Here is a 19,029-nt window from a genome sequence, read left to right on the forward strand (position 1 = left end):
GGTCGTCGGCCGGATGGTCGTCGGCCGAGCGGTCACGGACCAGGCCCTCTTGGTCCGGACCGCCGCCGGCCAGGTCGTGGGCAGTCACCGCCGCCTCCGCAGACGGGATTCCAGGCGGTCGATGCGGGCCTGGTCGAGGGAGACGAGGCGTACGTCCGAGGGCGTGATGCCGCCCGCGTCGGGCGCGGCCGCGTGCCGGGCGAGCGCGTCGAGGGCGTCGAACCAGCGCGTGGCCAGGGCGGCGACCTGCTCCTCGGTGAACAGGGCCTGCGGCCAGCTCCATTCGACGGCCAGCTCGGGCCGCCCGGCCGCGCCGGAGCGGACGACGGCGTCGATCTCCAGCGGGTACGGGACGGGCATGGCGGCGTCGGGGGCGGCGCCCTCGGCAACCGCGGCCCGTTCCGCGTCCGGGGCGAGGGCCCAGGCGCGGGACCCGGCCGCGGCGCCGTGGTCGGTGCGGCCGCGGTAGTTGAACAGCAGCTGCGAGCCGGGGAGGGCGGCCAGGGCGGGCGCCGTCTGCGCGTTGAGGTGGCGCAGGAGCCCGTACCCGAGGCCGCGGTCGGGGGCGGCCCGTAGCTGTTCCTTGACCTGCTTGAGGGCGGCCCCGGCCTCCCGGCCGCCGGCCAGGGCGTCGGCGAGGTCCACGCCGCTGACGTCCAGGCGGACGGGGTGGACGGTGGTGAACCAGCCGACGGTGCGCGACAGGTCCGGCGCGAGGCCGCCCGTGTCGCTGCCGCCGCGCCCGTGGCCCTCCAGGTCGATCTGCAGGGCGCCGGTGTGCGCGGCGGGCAGGGCGGGGTCGGCGGTGCTGCGGACGTCGGCGGCGGCCAGGGCCAGCCCGGCCAGCAGGACGTCGTCGACGCCGGCGGAGTAGGCCTGCGGCACGGCGGACAGCAGGGGCTCGGTGCGGTCGGCGGGCAGGGTCATCCGCAGGGTGCGCAGGGTCGCCGTGGAATCGCGGCGCGGGTCGGCGGCGGTGCGGGAGAGCGGGGCCTGCGGCCCGGCGAGCGCGGTGCGCCAGTAGGCGGCTTCGGCGGTACGGGCACGGGTGTGGGCGTGCTGCAGCAGCTGCGATGCCCAGGCGCGCAGCCCGGTCATCTCGGGTTCGAGGGCGGGTGCGCGGCCCGCGGCGCGGGCGGCGTAGGCGTCGGCGAGCTCCGGGACGAGGATGCGCCAGGAGACGCCGTCGACGGCCAGGTGATGGACGGTGAGCAGCAGCCTTCCGCCGGCGCCGGGGCCCGCGTCGCACCACAGGGCGCGCAGGACGATGCCGCGGTCCGGGGCGAGGGCGGCGGCGGAGGCGTCGGCCTCCTTGGTGAGCAGGTCGTGCAGGGCGGTCGCGTCCAGGCCGGTGATGTCGGCGCGGCGCAGGGTCGCCGGGTCGGTGACGGCGGGCGCCTCGGCGGAGGGCAGGATCTCCTGGGTCCACAGGCCGCCGGTCCGGTCCAGGCGGAGCCGCAGGGCGGGGTGGTTGCGGGCGAGGTCGGCGAGGGCCTCCCGGAGCGGCTCGGGCCGCAGTCCGGCGGGGACGGTGAGGAGGACCGACTGGTTGAACCGGTCGACGGGGCCGCCGCGTTCGCGCAGCCAGTGCACGACGGGCAGCGGCGGCAGCTCGCCGTCCTCGACGGCCGCGGGAGCCGCCGGGGCCTCGGCGGGTTCCTGGTCTTCTCGGCGGCCCGCGGCGGCCAGGGCGGCCGGTGTGGGGTGCTGGAAGACGTCCTTGGCGGCGATGGTGAAGCCGGCCTTGCGGGCGGTGCTGACGAGCTGGATGGAGACAATGCTGTCGCCGCCGAGGGCGAAGAAGTTGTCGTCCTCGCCGACGTCCGGGAGGCCGAGGATCTCGGCGAACACCGCGGCCATGGCCGCGGCCGGGCTGTCCCGGCGGTCCGGGGCGGGTGCGGCGGGGCGGGCGGCGGCGCGGGCCGGTTCGGGGAGCGCCTTGCGGTCGAGCTTGCCGTTGACGCTCAGCGGCAGCGCGTCCAGCAGGGTGACGGCGGCGGGCACCATGTGCCCGGGCAGCCGCCCGGCCAGGGCCTCGCGCAGCTCCTGCGGGCCGGGGGCGGCGCCCGGGGCGGGGACGGCGTAGGCGACGAGCTGCGGGACACCGCCGGGCACGAGCGGGCGGGCGGTGACGGCGGCCTGAGCCACGCCGGGCAGGGCGGTCAGCACGGCCTCGATCTCGCCGAGTTCGATGCGGAACCCGCGGACCTTGACCTGGTCGTCGGTGCGGCCGAGGTATTCCACGGCACCGTCCGCGCGGCGGCGCACGAGGTCACCGGTGCGGTACATGCGCGCACCACTGCCGGAGAACGGATCGGCCACGAAGCGGGAGGCGGTCAGCCCCGGGCGATTCAGGTAACCGCGGGCCAGCTGAACACCGGCGAGGTAGAGCTCGCCCGGCACGCCCACGGGTACGGGGCGCAGGGCCGCGTCCAGCACGTGCAGGCGGGTGTTCCACACCGGTCGGCCGATGGGGACGATGTCCGCGCCGGGCTCCGTCCGGTGGTACGTGACGTCGACGGCGGCTTCGGTCGGCCCGTAGAGGTTGTGCAGCTCGATGTGCGGCCAGAGCGCGGCGAACCGGTCCACAGCCGCGGCGGGAAGCGCCTCGCCGGAGCAGAAGACACGACGGACACCGGCGAAACCCGTACGGATAGCCTCGTCCTCCTCGGCAGCCGCCGAGAACGCGGTCAACATCGACGGCACGAAATGCGCGGTCGTAATGCCCGAGCGAGCGGCCAGATCCGCGAGATGGTCCGGCTCACGGTGACCACCCGGCCGAGCCAGCACCACAGCCGCGCCACTGACCAACGGCAGGAAGAACTCCCACACCGAGACATCGAAACTCGCCGGAGTCTTCTGCAGGATCCGATCGCCCGCGTCGATGCCGTACGTCTCCCGCATCCAGTCCAGACGGTTGACGACCGCCTCATGCGTGACCACCACGCCCTTCGGACGGCCCGTGGAACCCGAGGTGTAGATGACGTACGCGGCGTGGCCGGATCCGGCTGCGGGCAGCGGGGCAGCGGCGGCCAGGGCACCCTGCTGCCCGCCGGATTCGCCCACGAAGCACGTGGCGCTGTCGGACCCGGCTGCAGGCAGCGGCGCGGTGCCCTGCCGGGCGCCCTGCGCACCGGGGTCCCCGGCCGCGAACGCGTCGCTGTCAGCTCCGGCCGCAGGCAGCGGAGCAGGGGCCTGCGAGGCGGGATCCGCCACCTCGTTCACGAGGACCACCGGGACTCCACCCGTCGCCGGGAGGCGTCCCGCCTCGGCCGTGACCGTGACCACGCACACCGGCGCCGCGTCCTCGATCATGTACGCGAGCCGCTCGGCCGGGTAGTCGAGATCCAGCGGCAGGTAAGCCGCGCCGGACTTCAGCACGGCCAGCAGGGACACCATCAGCTCGGCCGAGCGCGGCACGGCGACGGCCACGACGCGGTCCGGTCCCGCGCCGGCGGCGGCCAGCGTGCGCGCCAGGCGCCCGGCGAGGGCGTCGAGTTCGCGGTAGGTGAGGGCACGGCCCTCATAGACGACGGCGGTGGCCTCGGGCGCGGCGGCCAGGCGGTCGGCGAAGCGGGTGACGAGCGTGCCGGCCGGCACCGCGCGCCCGGTGGCGTTCCACTCCCCCGCCAAGGCCCGGCTCTCGCCCGGGCTCATCACCTCGATGCGGTCCACGGGCCGGCCGGGTGCGGCGAGGGCCTGGCCGAGGACGTGCAGGAGGCGGTCGCCGAGCAGGCCAGCGGTCTCGCGGTCGTACAGGTCCTGGGCGTGAATGACCGTCAGGTCGGTGTGCGTGCCGTCGGCGGACTCCACGAAGGTGAAGGCGAGGTCGAAGCGGGCGGCGTGCAGCGGGTCGGGCAGGAGCCCGGTGCGGGCTCCGAGGAGGCGGTCCAGGCCTGCGGCCTCCTTGCGGTGCTGGACCATGACCTGGAACAGGGGGTGGCGGCCGAGCGAGCGCTCGGGGCTCACGATCTCGACCAGGCGGTCGAATGGCAGGTCCTGGTGGGCGAGCGCGCCGAGCACGGTCTCCCGGGCCCGCTCCACCAGCCGGTCGAAGGTGAGCGCGGCGCCGCCCTCGGGAGCGCGCAGGTCATGGCGCACGACCAGGGTGTTGACGAAGAAGCCGACGACGTTCTCGACGGCCTCGTCGGAGCGGCCGGCGACCGGCGTGCCGAGGGCCACGTCGTCCGTGGCGGCGAGGGCGCCGAGCAGGAGGGCACTGGCCGCCTGGGTGATCATGAAGGGGGTGGCGCCGGTGCGGTGCGCGTAGCCGCGCAGGGCCTCGTGCAGGGTGCCGGGCAGGCGCAGGCGGACGGCGCCGCCGCGGCCGCTCGGCTCGGCCGGGCGGGGCCGGTCGGCGGGCAGGCGCAGCTCGTCGGGCAGGCCGGCGAGGCGCTCGGTCCAGTACGCGGTGAGGCGGTCGCCGCCGGCGGGGTCGGCGAGCATGTGGCGCTGCCAGAGGGTGTGGTCGGCGAACTGCAGGGGCAGCGGGGCCCATGCGGGCGCCTCGCCGCGGCGGCGGGCCGCGTAGGCGGTGTCGAGATCGCGCAGCAGTACGCCTTCGGACCATTCGTCGCCGGCGATGTGGTGGAGGGCGACGCACAGGACGTGGGTGCCGGAGCCGCTGCTCAGGAGCGTGGCGCGGACGGGCGGTTCGGCGGCGAGGTCGAAGGCGTACGCGCCGGCCCCGGCGACGGCGTCGTCCAGCTGCTCCGGCGTCACATCCCTTACGGAGAAGGGGACATGGACGTCTTCGGGGGCGAGGATCTTCTGGTACGGGCGGCCGTCGGTGTCGGGGAAGACCGTGCGTAGGGCCTCGTGGCGGGCGACGACGTCGGCGAAGGCCGAGCGGAGGGCCTCGGTGTCGAGGGTGCCGTCGATGCGCAGCGAGCAGGGGATGGTGTAGGCGATGGAGGGGCCTTCGAGCTGGTGGAGGAACCACAGCCGGGCCTGGGCGGGCGACAGCGGCAGCTCCTGCGGGGACTGCGGGCGCGGGCGGGCGGCGGGGCCGGAGCGGCCGGGGCCGGTGTCCTGCAGCCGTCGTGCGAGGGCGGCCGGGGTGCGGGCCTCGAACAGGTCGCGGACCGTGACGTCGGCCTGCAGGGCGGTGCGGATGCGGCCGGCGAGGCGGGTGGCGAGCAGGGAGTGGCCGCCGAGAGCGAAGAAGTCGTCGTCGGCGCCGACGGCCGGCAGGCCGAGGACGCCGGCGAAGGCGCCGCACACCAGGGCCTCGCGCTCGTCGCGCGGGGCGCGTCCGCCGGTGCCGGCGAAGTCGGCGGCGCCGGGCTCGGGGAGGGCCTGCCGGTCGAGCTTGCCGTTGACGTTGAGGGGCAGGGCGGCGAGGACGACGACGGCGGACGGGACCATGTACTCGGGCAGGTGCGCGGCGAGCGCGGCCCGCAGCGCGGCGGGGTCGGCGACGGCGCCGGGCGCGGGGACGACGTAGGCGACGAGGCGCTTGACGCCCGTGTCGGTCGCGCCGGCCAGGACGGCGGCGGCGGAGACGGTCTCCAGGGCGGTGAGGGCCGCCTCGACCTCGCCGGCCTCGACGCGGAAGCCGCGGATCTTGACCTGGTCGTCGTCGCGGCCGAGGTAGTCCAGGGTGCCGTCGGCGCGCCACCGGACGACGTCGCCGGTGCGGTACATGCGCTCGCCGCTGCCGGAGAACGGGTCGGCGACGAAGCGGGAGGCGGTCAGCGCGGGCCGGTTGCCGTAGCCGCGGGCCAGGCCGGGGCCGGCGATGTACAGTTCGCCGGGCACGCCGGCGGGTACGGGCCGCAGGCGGGCGTCGAGGACGTGGACGCGGGTGTTGGCGATGGGCCGGCCCACGGACGGGGAGGGGCTGTCGTCGAGGGCCGCGCCGAGGGTGTCGACGGTGTACTCGGTGGGGCCGTAGAAGTTGTGGCCGATGACGCCTTCGGTCTCGCGGATCCGCGTCCAGAGGGCGTCGTCGACGGCTTCGCCGCCGAGGAGGAAGAGGATGGGGCGGTGGCCGTCGCCGCTGTCGTCCAGCAGGCCGCATTCGACGAGTTGCCGGCCGAAGGACGGGGTGACGTCGAGGGTGTCGATGCGGTCGGCGCGCAGCCGGGCGGCCAGGGCCTGCGGGTCGCGGCGCAGCTCCTCGTCGTAGACGTGGAGTTCGTGGCCGCAGATGAGCCACAGGAGCTGTTCCCAGGAGGAGTCGAAGGAGAACGAGGCGGTGTGCGCGGCGCGCAGGCGGCGGCCGCCGGCGGCCTCGACGGCGCGGGCGAAGACGGTGGAGCGGTGGTGGTCGAGCATGTTGACCAGGCCGCGGTGGGGCACCTGGACGCCCTTGGGGCGGCCGGTGGAGCCGGAGGTGAAGATGACGTAGGCGAGGTCGCCGGGGGCGGGCCGCGCCGGCGTGACGTCCGCCGTGTCGTCCGCGGCGTCCTCCGCGTACAGCGTCGTGAGGCCGTCGCCGGTCAGGGCCGGCAGGAGCCCGGCGGCCGGACGGGTCGTCAGGACGGCGAGGGGGGCGGCGTCCTCCAGCATGAGGGCGACGCGCTCGGCGGGGTGGTCGAGGTCCACGGGCAGGTAGGCGGCGCCTGCCTTCAGGGTGCCGAGGACGGCGGCGACGAGGTCGGCCGAGCGGGGCAGGGCCAGGGCCACGACCGTGTCCGGGCCCGCGCCGAGGGCGGCGAGGCGGCGTGCGAACACGTCGGCGCGGGCGTCGAGTTCGGCGTAGCTCCAGCGCGTGGCGCCGCAGACGACGGCGGTGTCGCCGGGGGTCGCGGCCGCCCGGGCTTCGAAGGCGTCGACAACGGTGCCTTCGGGCACGTCGCGTGCGGTGGCGTTCCAGGTGTGCAGGAGGGTGCGGCGCTCGGCCGGGTCCAGGATGTCGAGGGAGCCGATGCCGGCCTCGGGGCGGGCGGCCATGGCGGCGAGCAGGCGCAGCAGGCGGTGGCCGAGGTCGGCGGCCCGGTCGGCGGTGAAGGTGTCCGGGCGGTACTCGACGGTGATGCGCGGCGCGTCGCCGGGGAGGGTGAGGACGGTCAGCGGGTAGTGGGTGGCGCCGCGGTTGCCGATGCCGGTGACGCGCAGGCGGCCGGGGCGGCCCGCGGGGTCGGGGGCGGTGAGCTCGTCGGGGTCGACGGGGTAGTTCTCGAAGACGAGGAGGGTGTCGAAGAGCGTGCCGAGCCCGGCCCGGGCCTGGATGCCGGCGAGGCCCGCGTACTGGTGGTCGAGGAGCCGCGCCTGCTGTTCCTGGAGGCGGGCCAGTGCGGCGGCTACGGTCTCGTCCTCGTCCAGGGTGAAGCGGACGGGGACGGTGTTGCTGAACAGGCCGACGATCGACTCGACGCCGGGCACGTCGGCGGGGCGGCCGGAGACGGTTGCGCCGAAGACGACGTCCGTGCGGCCGGTGAGGCGGCTCAGCAGGACGGCCCAGGCGCCCTGCACGAGGGTGTTGAGGGTCAGGCCGTGGCTGCGGGCGAGCCCGGTGAGGGCGGTGACGGTGTCCGCGGGCAGCGGCAGGTCCACCTCGCCGGCGCGGGCGCCCGTCCCGGCCGTGGCCTCGTGGGCCAGGGTCCCGGCGAGCAGGGTGGGCGCCGTCAGGCCGTCCAGGGCTCCGGCCCAGGCGGCGGCGTGCGCCGTCTCGTCCTGGCGGGCCAGCCAGGCGAGGTGGTCGGCGTACGAGGCGGCGGGCGGCAGGGCGGAGGCGTCGCCGCCGGCCGCGTACGCGCTGATGATCTCGCGCAGCACGACGGGCGTGGACCAGCCGTCCATCACGATGTGATGGCGGGTCAGGACGAGGCGGTGCCGCTCGTCGCCCAGGCGCAGCAGGGCGCAGCGCAGGAGGGGCGGCCGGGTGAGGTCGAAGGGCGCGGTGGCCTCGGCAGTCTCGGCGGCGTCGACGGCCGCGTCGAGGGCGTCGGCCGGGGTGCCGGTGAGGTCGTGCACGGTCCAGGGGACGCCGGCCCGGCCGGCGATCGTCTGCAGGGGGCGGTCGGCGCTCGTGTGGTCGAAGCCGGCGCGCAGGGCGGGGTGGCGGGCCACGACGGCGTCGACGGCGCGGCGCAGGGCGGCCTCGTCGAGCGGGCCGGTGAGGTCCAGGCCGGTGACGGAGGTGTACAGGTCGTCGGCGGCGGTCTCGTAGAGGGAGTGGAAGAGGAGCCCGTCCTGGAGCGGGGAGAGCGGCAGGGCGTCCTCAGTGCCGGGGCGCGCGGCCTGGAGGCGGTCGAGGGCGTCCTGGCCGAGGCCGGCGAGCGGCACGTCGGAAGGGGTGAGCCCGCCGGCGCCGGGGCGCGCGGCGTGGGCGGTCAGGTTGTCGAGGGCGCGGAACCAGCGGTCCGCGACGTCGCGCACGGCGTCTTCGGTGAGGACGCCCTCCGGCCAGGTCAGGACGGCGGTGAGCTCGGGGCCCGCGGGCCGGTCGTGGACGAACGCGCCGATCTCCAGGGCGTGGAGGGCGGGCATGGCGGGGTCCGCGGTCGCCGCGATGGCGTCACCGGCGGCGCTCCAGAGGCTGTCGTCGGACGTGAACCGGCCGAGATAGTTGAAGAGCAGCTGCGGGGCGGGGGCGCCCGCGAGCCCGGCGCGCGCCTCGGGGTCGAGGTGGCGCAGCAGGCCGTAGCCGGTGCCGTCGTCGGGCAGCGACCGCAGCTGCTCCTTGACGCGGGCGAGGGCCCGGACCGGATCCTCGCCGATGCCGTCGAGGTCCAGGCGTACGGGGAACTCGCTGGTGAGCCAGCCGACGGTGCGGGCGGTGTCGGCGCCGGGCACCAGGTGGTCCTGGCGGCCGTGGCCCTCCATGCGGATCAGCAGGTCGCGCCGGCGGCCCGCGAAGGCGAGGGCGAGCCCGGTGAGCAGCACGTGGTCGACGCCCGCGCGCCGGGTGGCGGGCACGCGGTCGAGGAGCGGCGCGGTGCGCTCGGCGGGCAGGGTGAGGCGGAGGGTGCGGCTCGTGGCGGCGGTGTCCCGGGCCGGGTCGACGGCCCGCTCCCCGAGCAGGGGCCCCGCCCCCGGGGCGAGGATCTCCCGCCAGAGCGGCAGCTGGGCGCGGACGGCGTCGCTGGTGGCGGCGGCGTTCAGACCGCGGGCCCAGCGGCGCAGCGGGGTGCCGGCGGGGGCGAGCTCGCGGCCTTCGTAGGCGGCGCGCAGGTCGGGCAGCAGGATGCGCCACGAGACGCCGTCGACGGCGAGGTGGTGCACGGCGAGCACGAGCCGCCCGGGGGTGCCGGGGCCCAGGTCGCACCAGGTGGCGGCGAGGACGGCCCCGGCGGCGGGGTCGAGCCGGCCGGCGGCGGCGCGGCGCTCGCGGTCGACGGCGGCGTCGATGCCGCCGACGGCCGTACGGGTGAGGTCGGCGCGGTGGAGGGTGACGGCGGGGCGGGCGCCGGCGGGGAGGATCTCGGTGGCCCAGTCGCCGGCGCCGGGGGCGCCGCCGAAGCCGCGGGAACCCGTGCCGGGGGCGACGGGCTGGAACCCGTCGGCAGCGTCGTACTCACGACCGGCTGCCGCGGGGAGGCCCGCGGCGGGCGCGCCGACAAGGCCGGCGCGGCGCGTGGCGTCACCGGGGGCGCGGTCGAAGCCGCCGTAGCCGCCGGAGTCGGTGCGATCGGCAGCGAATGGGGCAGGCTGCGGCACGGAGGCAGCGGGGAAGATCTCGGCGGCCCAGTCCCCGGCGTCCGAGGCGCCGTCGAAGCCGCCGTAGCCACCGGAGCCGGTGCGGTCGGCAGCGAACGGGGCGGGCTGCGGGTCGGCGACGGCCCGGCCACGGCGGCCCCCGGAGGAGCCGGCATGCGCGCGATCAGCACCGGGCGGCGCCCAGGTGAGGTCACCGCGTGCGGCGGATTCCGGCCCGGCGGCAACTCCGTCACGGATGCCGCCGAAGGGGCCTGTGCCGGGGTGGGCGGCAGCGGACGGCTCCGGCGCCGGACCGCGGAGTGCGGCGGCATCGCCCGCGGAGGCGGGCTCCGTACCGGCACCGGACCGGCCGTCGGTCGACGCCGGACCGCCGCCGACGGTGGCCGGTGCGCCCGGGCCACGGGTATCGCGGGCCTCCTGCGCCCCTTCGGTGCCCTGGGCGCCGCCCGGTATCAGCCGCAGCCGGAGCGCGTCATGATGCCGTGTCAGGGCGGCGAGGGCCGCCGCGAGGCGGTCCGGGTCGAGGTCGGCCGGGACCGTGACGGCCGTGGTCTGGGCGAAGCCGCGGATCGGGCCGCCGCGTTCGCGGAGCCACTCCGTGATGGGCGTGGGCGGCAGCATGCCCTCCGCGTCCTCGCGGAGGTCGGCGGCGGCACCGCCACCGAGGCGTTCGGCGACCGCCGCCACCGCGGCGATCGTCTTGCGCTCGAAGACCACGCGGGGCGTGATGCCCCAGCCGGCCTGGCGGGCGCGGCTGCCGAGCTGGATGGCGGAGATGCTGTCGCCGCCGAGGGAGAAGAAGTTGTCGTCGGGGCCGGCGGCGTCCAGGCCGAGGATGTCGGCGACGAGCGCGGCGAGCACCCGCTCGGCCTCCGTGCGCGGCGCCCGCGAGGCCGTGGCGGCCGCGGGGGCGGGCTCGGGCAGGGCCTTGCGGTCGAGCTTGCCGTTGAGGCTCAGCGGCAGGGCGTCCAGGAGGACGACCACGGGCGGGACCATGTGCTCGGGCAGCGTCGCGGCCAGCCCGGTGCGCAGCTCCTCGGCGTCGGGGGCGGCGCCCGCGGCGGGAACGGCGTAGCCGACGAGGCGGCGCGGCCCGCCGGGCGTGGTCTCGCGGGCGGTGACGGCGGCCTGGGCGACGCCGGGCAGGGCCTCCAGCGCGGCCTCGATCTCGCCGAGTTCGATGCGGAAGCCCCGCACCTTGACCTGGTCGTCGGTGCGGCCCAGGTATTCGACGACGCCGCCGGGGGCCCACCGGACGAGGTCGCCGGTGCGGTACATGCGCGCGCCGTCGCCGTCGTGGGGGCTGGCGACGAAGCGGGAGGCGGTCAGGCCGGGGCGGCCGAGGTAGCCGCGGGCGAGCTGGTCACCGGCCAGGTACAGCTCGCCCGGCACGCCCACCGGCACGGGCCGCAGCGCCGCGTCCAGCACGTACAGGCGCGTGTTCCACACCGGCCGCCCGATCGGTACGACGCCGGAGCCGGCCTCGGTCCGGTGGTACGTGACGTCGACGGCGGCCTCGGTCGGCCCGTACAGGTTGTGCAGGGGCACGGCCGGCAGCGCCGCGTACCAGCGGTCGACGACATCGCCGGGCAGGGCCTCGCCGGAACAGAAGACCCGCCGCAGCCCGGCGCAGGCCTCGGCGACCGTGGGCTCCTCCAGGAAGGCGCGGAGCATGGACGGCACGAAGTGGAGGGTGGTGACGCGCTGTTCGGCGACGAGGCGGGCCAGGTAGGCGGCGTCTTTGTGGCCTTCGGGGCGGGCGAGGACGACGGTGGCGCCCTCGCACAGCGCCCAGAAGAACTCCCAGACGGAGACGTCGAAGCTGGCGGGCGTCTTCTGCAGGACGCGGTCGTCCGGGCGCAGCCGGTGGGCGTGCTGCATCCAGGCGAGGCGGTTGACGATGGCGCGGTGGGTGACGACGACGCCCTTGGGGCGGCCGGTGGAGCCGGAGGTGAAGATGACGTAGGCGGGGTCGTCGGGGGCGGGGGCGGTGGCCTCGGCGCCGGCGACGTCACCGCTCGCGTCGTCCAGCAGGAGCGCCGCGTCCCGGGCGGCCTGCGGCAGGCTGCCGAGCACGGCGGGCACGGTGACGACCCGCACCGGGGCCGCGTCCTCGACCATGGTGGCGAGCCGCTCGGCCGGGTAGCCGGTGTCCAGCGGCAGGTAGGCGGAGCCGGACTTGAGGACGCCGAGGAGGGCGACCATGAGCCCGGCGGAGCGCGGCACGGCGACGGCGACGACGGTGTCCCGGCCCGCGCCGGCGGCGGTGAGCCTACGGGCCAGCGCGCCGGCCCGCGCGTCGAGTTCGCGGTAGGTGAGGTGCTCGTCCTCGAAGACGACGGCGGTGGCATCGGGCGTGGCCGCGGCCCGTTCGGCGATGAGGCCGGGCAGGGTGGCGGGGGCGACGTCGCGGCCGGTGGCGTTCCAGGTGCGCAGGACGTCCTCGCGCTCGCCGTCGGCGAGGAGCTGCGCCTGGCCGAGGGTGAGCTCCGGGTCGGCGGCGAGCCGGCCCATGAGGTCGGTGCACCGCTCGGCGTGCGCGGCGAGCGCGGCGGCGTCGTACAGGGCGGGGTTGGCGTCGAATTCGAGGTGGAGGACGTCGTCGGGGCTCTTGCTGACCGACACGGACAGGTCCTCGACGGGCCCGGAGGCGAGGTTGACGGTGTGCCCGGGGACGCCGGCGAAGTCGAGGTCGAGGTCGAAGGGCTTGAGGTTGAGCATCGGCCCGTGGAGCCGGTCGTCGCTGCCGACGAGGCCGAGGTCGCGCCGGATGTCCTCGCCGCGGTAGTGCTGGTGGCGGCGGGCGTCCTTGAGCTCGCCCGCGGCACGCCGGATCAGGTCCGGGAAGGTGTCCGTGCCCTGGACGGAGAGGCGGACGGGCAGCACGTTGACGGCCATGCCGGGGACGCGCATGGTGCCGGGCGCGCTGCGGGCCATGAAGTGCATGCCGAGGACGGCGTCGGTGGTGCCGGTCATGCGGTGCAGGTAGCCGGCCACGGCGGCGGTGGCGGCCTCGGCCCAGGTGCCGCGGACGGCGGACGCGCAGGCCAGGACGGCGGCGGAGCGCTCGGCGCCGAGGCTCGTGCGGTAGCGCAGGGAGGTCCGGGAGGCCTGCGCGGTCTGCTCGGTCAGGCCGGTGCCGCGGGGGCGGCCGGTGTGCCGTTCGGTCCAGTAGGCGCGGTCCGTGCCGGGCTTGCCGGAGGCGAGGTACGCGGCGTCGGCGTCGGCCAGCCGGGCCGCGGGCTCGAACGGCGAGGCGGGCACGTCCTCGCCGCGGACGAGGGCGGTGTAGACGGCGGCGACGCGGCGGGTGAAGAGGGCGACGCTGTAGCCGTCGACGACGAGGTGGTGGAAGTACTGGAACCACAGGTGGTGGCCGGGGGCAACGGTGACCAGCAGGGAGCCGGTCAGGGCCGGGGCCGCGCCGGAGCCTTCGGTGGGCTCCAGGCGCGGCGGGCAGGCGAGCTGGTCGCGGACGAGGGCGACGGCCGCGTCGACCGGCGACGCGGCTCCGGTGGTGTCGAGGCGGGGCAGGTGCCAGGCCGCGGCGTCGAAGGGGACCGGGCGGAGCACGGTGCGGCCGTCGTGCCCGGCGAGCCGGACGTGCAGGCCGTCGGCCTCGGCGAGGGTGCGCCGCAGGGCTTCCTCCAGGGCGTCGGCGTCCACCGCGCCCCGGAGTTCCACGTACTGGCCGACGTTGTAACTGGGGTTGCCGGGGTCGATCCGCTGCGCCGCCAGCACTCCCTCCTGGGCTCGCGTGAGCTCCAGGATCCGTCCTGCGTCGCTGGTCACCTCTGACATGCCGGGCCTTCCGGGTCGTTCGTGGTACGGGGAGGGAGTGCGGTGGGAGTGGCTGCGGACGGCCGGGCTACAGGCCCTTGAGGATCTTCTCGATCTGGCCGAGGACGTCGAGGGACGTGCCGTAGCGGTCGGTGGTGGCGTAGGTGACCGGCAGGACGTGGTTGTCCTTGGATGCCTTCAGCAGCTTCCAGGAGGGCTTGTCCTGGAGCTCCTTGACCTCCTTGGGCACCTCACCGGTGGCGAACATGCGCGGCACGAGGATCACGTCGGCGTCCGACAGGACATCGGTCTTCTCCTGGGAGTACGTCACCTCGTGCTCCTTGCCGTCGTCGGACGCCTTGGCGAACTTGGCGCCGGCATCGGCGAGGACGCGGCCCACCCACGACGTGCGGGTGTCGACGATGAACTCGCCGTTGCCGTAGGAGGAGGCGACGGCCCAGTTCACGTTCTTGAGCTTGTCCTTGTACGTGTTCTTGATCTGGTCGGCCTTCTGCCGGTAGTCGGTCTTCAGCTTGGTGAAGACGTCCTCCTTGCCGACGGCCCGGGCGATCTTCTCCTGTGCGTTGAGCAGGTCGACGGGGGTCTTGATGCCGAAGTAGAGCGTGGGCGCGATGCCTTCGAGCTTCTTGACGTTCCAGTCGAAGGCGGCGGCGCCCTCGACGACGATCAGGTCGGGCTTGAGGGAGGCGACCTTCTCGATGTTGGTCTCGATGCCCGAGCCGATCGAGGTGATCTTCTTGGCCCGCTCGGTCTGCGAGGGCAGCAGCTCCATGGGGTTGTTCTCGTCGATGGCGCTGGTGCCGACGGGCTCGACGCCGAGGTCGAGGAGCGCGCCCGTGGCGTAGGAGATGCTGACGATGCGCTTGGCGCCGGCGGGCACGGTGACCTTGCCGTTGCTCGCCTCGATCACCCGGCCCCCGGCGCCCTTGCCGCCCGCGGCCTCGGAGCCGCCCGAGCCGTTCCCGCCGCACGCGGTCAGGGTCAGCAGTGCGGTGGCGCCGGCGAGTGCGGCGGCGGTACGGCCGCGGGCGGCACGGGTGTTCATGGCTCTCCTCGGGGGTGGTGCGGTGGGTGAAGGGGGCGGGTGGGTGTGGTTCAGGCGGCGGTCAGGTGCGCGTGCCAGCCGCGGATGGTGGGGGTCGCCTCGATGAGTTCGGCGAACTCGACGCGGTTGCCGGCGGCGCGCCACCGCTCGACGAGGGTCATGACGCGGATGGAGTCGAGGCCGAGGTCCTGCAGGTTCTCGTCGACGGACACGTCGGCGGGCTCCTCGCCGAGCACGGCGGCGACGTCGAGACGAACGGAGTCGAGGGAGAGGGACGGGGAGGGCATGGGGATCCCTTCGGGAGAGACAGGAAGACAGGAAGAGGGACGGCGGGCGTACGGGCGGCTTCGCGGAGGGGGTACGGGTCGGGCAGGGCCTAGGGCGGTCGGGGTGGCGCGAGCCGGTTCAGCGCGGATGGGCGGGGCGGTCGTGGCGGCGGCCGTGGTCGGCGCCCGGAGCTCCGGGCCGACCCCGGGCGCAGGCGGGCGGGCAGGTGCTTCGGCGCCGCCCCGGCGGTCCCTCCGTCGCAGCGGCGCGCGACCACGACGGCGGATCCCGGCGGTTTCCGACCCGCACTGGCCTGTCCGGCACCGCCGGTCCGCGCCGCACAGGCTGATCACCGTTGCGGCGGAGGCGGATGCCGCGGCCGGGCCGCCCGGATCGGCGGGGCCGGATGGGGGACGGCCCCGCCATGCCGGGCCGCCCCCCCACGAGCCGCTCCGGTCCCGCGCCTCAGCCGACTTGGACTGCCAATTCGTCGGCGGACGCCCCGGCCGCCCGGGAACCCTCGTCCGCCGGGACACCGGCACCGCCGTCCGCCAGGACCCCCGCACCGCCGTCCGCGAGGACGTCCCGCTCGGTGCGGCCCAGGACCAGCGAGTCGCAGATCTGCCCCGAGCGGACCGCGAGCGTGGACAGCAGGGTCGAGGTGATGCCGTGCGTGTGCTCGGTGCCGCCGCCCTGGAGGTAGATGCCGGCGCGGACGCGCCCGGTGGTCAGGACGCGGTGGTCGCGGTCGATGCGGAGCCGCCCTTGACCGTCCGTCAGGCATTCTCCGGCGAGGTCGCCGAGGAGTTCGCCCGGGTCGGCGGGCCGGTAGCCGGTGGCGAGGACGACGGCGTCGCAGTCGAGGGTGAGGTCCTCGCCCGTGGCGAGGGAGCGGATCACGGCCCGGGCCCCACCAGGGATGTCCTCGACGGCGGTGAGCCGGCTGGTGTTGAGGATGCGCAGCCGCTCGCGGCCCTGGACCTTCTCCTGGTACGCGGTGCGGTAGAGCTGTTCGATCAGTTCTCCGTCGACCACGGAGTAGTTGGTGTTGGCGTGGTAGCCGAGGAGGGCCTGCTTGACGTCCTCGGGCGCGTCGTAGAAGTGGTCGACGGCGGCGGGGTCGAAGATGCGGTTGGCGTAGGGGCTGTCGTCGGCGGGGCTGTAGCCGTAGCGCGAGAAGACGGCGCAGACCTCGGCGCCGGGGAAGGTGCGGTGGAGGTATTCGGCGCTCTCGGCGGCGGACTGGCCGGCGCCGACGACGACGAAGCGGCGGTGCGGCGTGCCGGTGAGCCCGGCCGCGCGGAAGAGCAGGTCGCGGTTGTGCCACACGTGCGGGCCGGCGGTGACGCCGTCGGGGAGGCGCGGGGTCAGGCCGGTGCCGAGGACGACGTTGCGCGTGCGGCGGACGCTCTCGTCGGCGACGTCGTGCACGGCGCGGGAGACGACGTCCAGGTACTCCGTGACCCCGTCGTCGTCCCGTACGGGGTGCAGGGCGACGGCGGCCCGGCCGTAGTCCACGGCGGAGGCGAACTCGGCGGCGCACCAGTCGAAGTAGTCGTGGAACTCGACCCGCGTGGGGAAGAACGTCTTCTGGTTGATGAAGTCGGCGAGCCGGCCGTGCTCCTGCAGGTAGTGCAGGAAGGAGAAGCGGCTGCCGGGGTCCCGCATGGTGACGAGGTCCTTGAGGAAGGACACCTGCATGGTGGCGCCCTCGATGAGCATGCCGCGGTGCCAGCCGAAGCTCTCCTGGCGCTCCAGGAATCCCGCGTGGATCCCGCTGCCGGGGTTACGGCGGTTGTGGTCGTCGATCGCGATGGCGAGGGCCAGGTTGGCGGGGCCGAAGCCTATGCCGACCAGGTCCTCGATGGGGCCGCACCCCGTGTGTGCGGAGTCCCCGCGCCGTACCGACATGCTCATCCTTTCGTGGCTGCGGACAGCCCAAGAACGTGAATGCTTAGGTTAGCCTAACCTAACTTTTCAGCCAGGTGGACTGTCAAGTTCCGTCAGTTCCGGCGGCGTCCAGGATGCGCGGCAACTCCCCCGCGAACGCGTCGACTTGCTCCTCGCTCAGAATGAGCGGAGGAGCGAGCCGCAGCACGTCCGGGGCCGCCGCGTTCACCAGGAAGCCCGCCTCCAGCGCGGCTTGCTGCGCACGCGCGGCCACCGGCGCGGTGAGGACCACGCCCAGCAGCAGCCCCGCTCCCCGCACCTCGCGCAGCAGCGGATGGCCCGTGGCCCCGATGCCGGCCCGCAGCCGCTCCCCCACGCGCAGGACGTGCCCCAGCAGGCCGTCGGCCTCGATCGTCGCGAGGACGGCCAGGGCCGCCGCGCACGCCACCGGGTTGCCCCCGAACGTGGAGCCGTGCTGACCCGGCGTCAGCAGCCCGGCGGCGCGCCCGAAGGCCACCGTGGCCCCGATGGGCAGTCCGCCGCCGAGCCCCTTCGCGAGGGTCACGACGTCCGGTTCCACCCCCGCGGCCTGGTGGGCGAACCAGTGCCCGGTCCTCCCGATGCCCGTCTGGACCTCGTCCAGAACGAGCAGAGCCCCGGCGGCTCCGGTGATCTCCCGGGCCGCCCGCAGATAGCCCGGTGGCGCGGGCACCACGCCGTTCTCGCCCTGTACGGGTTCCAGGACGACCGCGGCCGTCCGCTCGTCCACCGCGGCCCGCAGCGCCGCCACGTCCCCGTACGGCACGTGCGTCACCTCGCCGGGCAGGGGCAGGAAGGGGTCCTGCTTGGCGGGCTGGCCGGTGAGGGCCAGCGCCCCCATCGTGCGGCCGTGGAACCCGCCGGCCGCGGCCACCATCCGGGTGCGCCCGGTCCGTCGCGCGATCTTGAAGGCCGCTTCGACGGCCTCCGCGCCCGAGTTGGAGAAGAACACCCGCCCGTCGCGGCCGGACAGTTCCAGCAGCCGCTCGGCCAGCCGTACGGGCGGCTCGGCCGCGTAGAGGTTGGACACGTGCCCGAGGGCGGCGATCTGCTCCGAGACCGCCCGGACGACCGCGGGGTGCCCGTGGCCGAGGGCGTTGACGGCGATGCCGCCGACGAGGTCGAGGTACGTCCGGCCGTCCGCGTCCTGGACCGTCGCCCCTTCGCCGCGCACCAGCGCCAGCGGAGGCGTGCCGTACGTGTCCATCAGCGCGCCCCGCCAGCGTTCCCTCAGCGCGACGCCGCCGCGTCCGGCCGGTGCCGGGTCCTGTCGTGCGCTCATGCGGGCACCCGCTCCGGGACCACGGCCGGGTCCGGGACGACGGCCGTGCCGACGCCCCCGCCCGTGAAGACCTCCAGCAGCAGGGAGTGGGGGACCCGCCCGTCCAGGACGTGCGCCGTTCCCACGCCCGCGCGGACCGCCCGCAGGCAGCCCTCCATCTTCGGCACCATGCCGCTCGCCAGACCCGGCAGCAGCGCCTGCAGCTGACTTACGGTCAGACTGTGGATGACGTCCGTGCTGTGCGGCCAGTCCGCGTACAGACCCTCGACGTCGGTGAGGACGATCAGCTTCTCGGCGCGCAACGCCTCGGCGAGGGCGGCCGCGGCCAGGTCGGCGTTGATGTTGTAGATCTCGCCGCCGGCACCGCGCGCGACGGGCGAGACGACGGGGATGCGGCCGCAGCCGAGCAGCGCCTCCACGGTCTCCGGATCCACCGCCACGATGTCGCCGACCAGCCCGATGTCCACGGGCTCGCCGTCCACCTCGGCCATCCTCCGCACGGCGGTCATGGTGTGGGCGTCCTCGCCCGTCAGCCCGACGGCGAACGGCCCGTGACGGTTGATCAGGCCCACGAGTTCGCGCTGCACCTGCCCGGCGAGGACCATGCGGACGACGTCCATGGCCTCGGGCGTGGTGACGCGCAGGCCGGCCTTGAACTCCGACGCGATACCCAGCCGGTCCAGCTGGGCACTGATCTGCGGGCCGCCGCCGTGCACGACCACGGGGCGCAGCCCCGCGTACCGCAGGGAGACGACGTCCTGGGCGAAGGCGGCCTTGAGGTCCTCGTCGACCATGGCGTTGCCGCCGAACTTGATGACGACGGTCTTGCCGTGGAAGCGCCGGAGCCAGGGCAGCGCTTCGATGACGGTACGGGCTTTGCTGTTCATGAGGAGTACGCGCTGTTCTCGTGGACGTAGTCGGCGGTGAGGTCGTTGGTCCGGACGGTCGCCGTCCGGGTGCCGGCCGCGAGGTCGGCGACGATGTGCACTTCGCGGGGGCTCATGTCGACGAGGTCGCGGTCGTCGCCGACGGAGCCGTTGCGGCAGACCCAGACGCCGTTGATGGCCACGTTGAGCTTGTCGGGGTCGAAAGCCGCGGA

7 protein-coding genes are annotated in these 19,029 nt (G+C 75.5%); all 7 read right to left on the bottom strand.

The genetic code is table 11. The annotated features are described in order from the left end of the window. Positions 1 to 84 precede the first annotated feature (84 nt). Positions 85 to 13,407 (bottom strand): non-ribosomal peptide synthetase, encoded by a 13,323-nt coding sequence (locus IF61_RS33510; protein ID WP_052392979.1) that lies wholly within the window; start codon positions 13,405 to 13,407, stop codon positions 85 to 87. 67 nt (positions 13,408 to 13,474) lie between these two features. Beyond that, complete coding sequence (locus IF61_RS0124090; RefSeq protein WP_030368605.1) at positions 13,475 to 14,452, bottom strand: ABC transporter substrate-binding protein; 978 nt, start codon at positions 14,450 to 14,452, stop codon at positions 13,475 to 13,477. Positions 14,453 to 14,502: 50 nt separating this feature from the next. After that, complete coding sequence (locus tag IF61_RS0124095; RefSeq protein WP_030368606.1) at positions 14,503 to 14,739, bottom strand: phosphopantetheine-binding protein; 237 nt, start codon at positions 14,737 to 14,739, stop codon at positions 14,503 to 14,505. Positions 14,740 to 15,184: 445 nt separating this feature from the next. Next, positions 15,185 to 16,630 (bottom strand): lysine N(6)-hydroxylase/L-ornithine N(5)-oxygenase family protein, encoded by a 1,446-nt coding sequence (locus tag IF61_RS0124100; protein WP_078660445.1) that lies wholly within the window; start codon positions 16,628 to 16,630, stop codon positions 15,185 to 15,187. A gap of 82 nt (positions 16,631 to 16,712) precedes the next feature. Continuing rightward, the gene (locus IF61_RS0124105) at positions 16,713 to 17,930 is read right to left on the bottom strand and encodes an acetylornithine transaminase (protein ID WP_030368608.1); all 1,218 of its coding nucleotides are present in this window, start codon (positions 17,928 to 17,930) and stop codon (positions 16,713 to 16,715) included. Continuing rightward, the gene (gene argB, locus IF61_RS0124110; RefSeq protein WP_030368609.1) at positions 17,927 to 18,817 is read right to left on the bottom strand and encodes an acetylglutamate kinase; all 891 of its coding nucleotides are present in this window, start codon (positions 18,815 to 18,817) and stop codon (positions 17,927 to 17,929) included. The genes IF61_RS0124105 and argB overlap by 4 nt, the downstream gene beginning before the upstream one ends. After that, positions 18,814 to 19,029: bifunctional ornithine acetyltransferase/N-acetylglutamate synthase (locus IF61_RS0124115; protein WP_030368610.1), on the bottom strand; the 216-nt coding region annotated here is incomplete at its 5' end. The genes IF61_RS0124115 and argB, both read right to left, overlap by 4 nt.

The organism is Streptomyces roseoverticillatus (genome assembly GCF_000719265.1).
GTDB classification, from domain to species: domain Bacteria; phylum Actinomycetota; class Actinomycetes; order Streptomycetales; family Streptomycetaceae; genus Streptomyces; species Streptomyces roseoverticillatus.

Coding starts and splice junctions, on each gene's coding strand:
- IF61_RS33510 (WP_052392979.1), bottom strand. CDS start 13,407: ATGTCAGAGGTGACCAGCGACGCAGGACGGATCCTGGAGCTCACGCGA.
- IF61_RS0124090 (WP_030368605.1), bottom strand. CDS start 14,452: ATGAACACCCGTGCCGCCCGCGGCCGTACCGCCGCCGCACTCGCCGGC.
- IF61_RS0124095 (WP_030368606.1), bottom strand. CDS start 14,739: ATGCCCTCCCCGTCCCTCTCCCTCGACTCCGTTCGTCTCGACGTCGCC.
- IF61_RS0124100 (WP_078660445.1), bottom strand. CDS start 16,630: ATGTCGGTACGGCGCGGGGACTCCGCACACACGGGGTGCGGCCCCATC.
- IF61_RS0124105 (WP_030368608.1), bottom strand. CDS start 17,930: ATGAGCGCACGACAGGACCCGGCACCGGCCGGACGCGGCGGCGTCGCG.
- argB (WP_030368609.1), bottom strand. CDS start 18,817: ATGAACAGCAAAGCCCGTACCGTCATCGAAGCGCTGCCCTGGCTCCGG.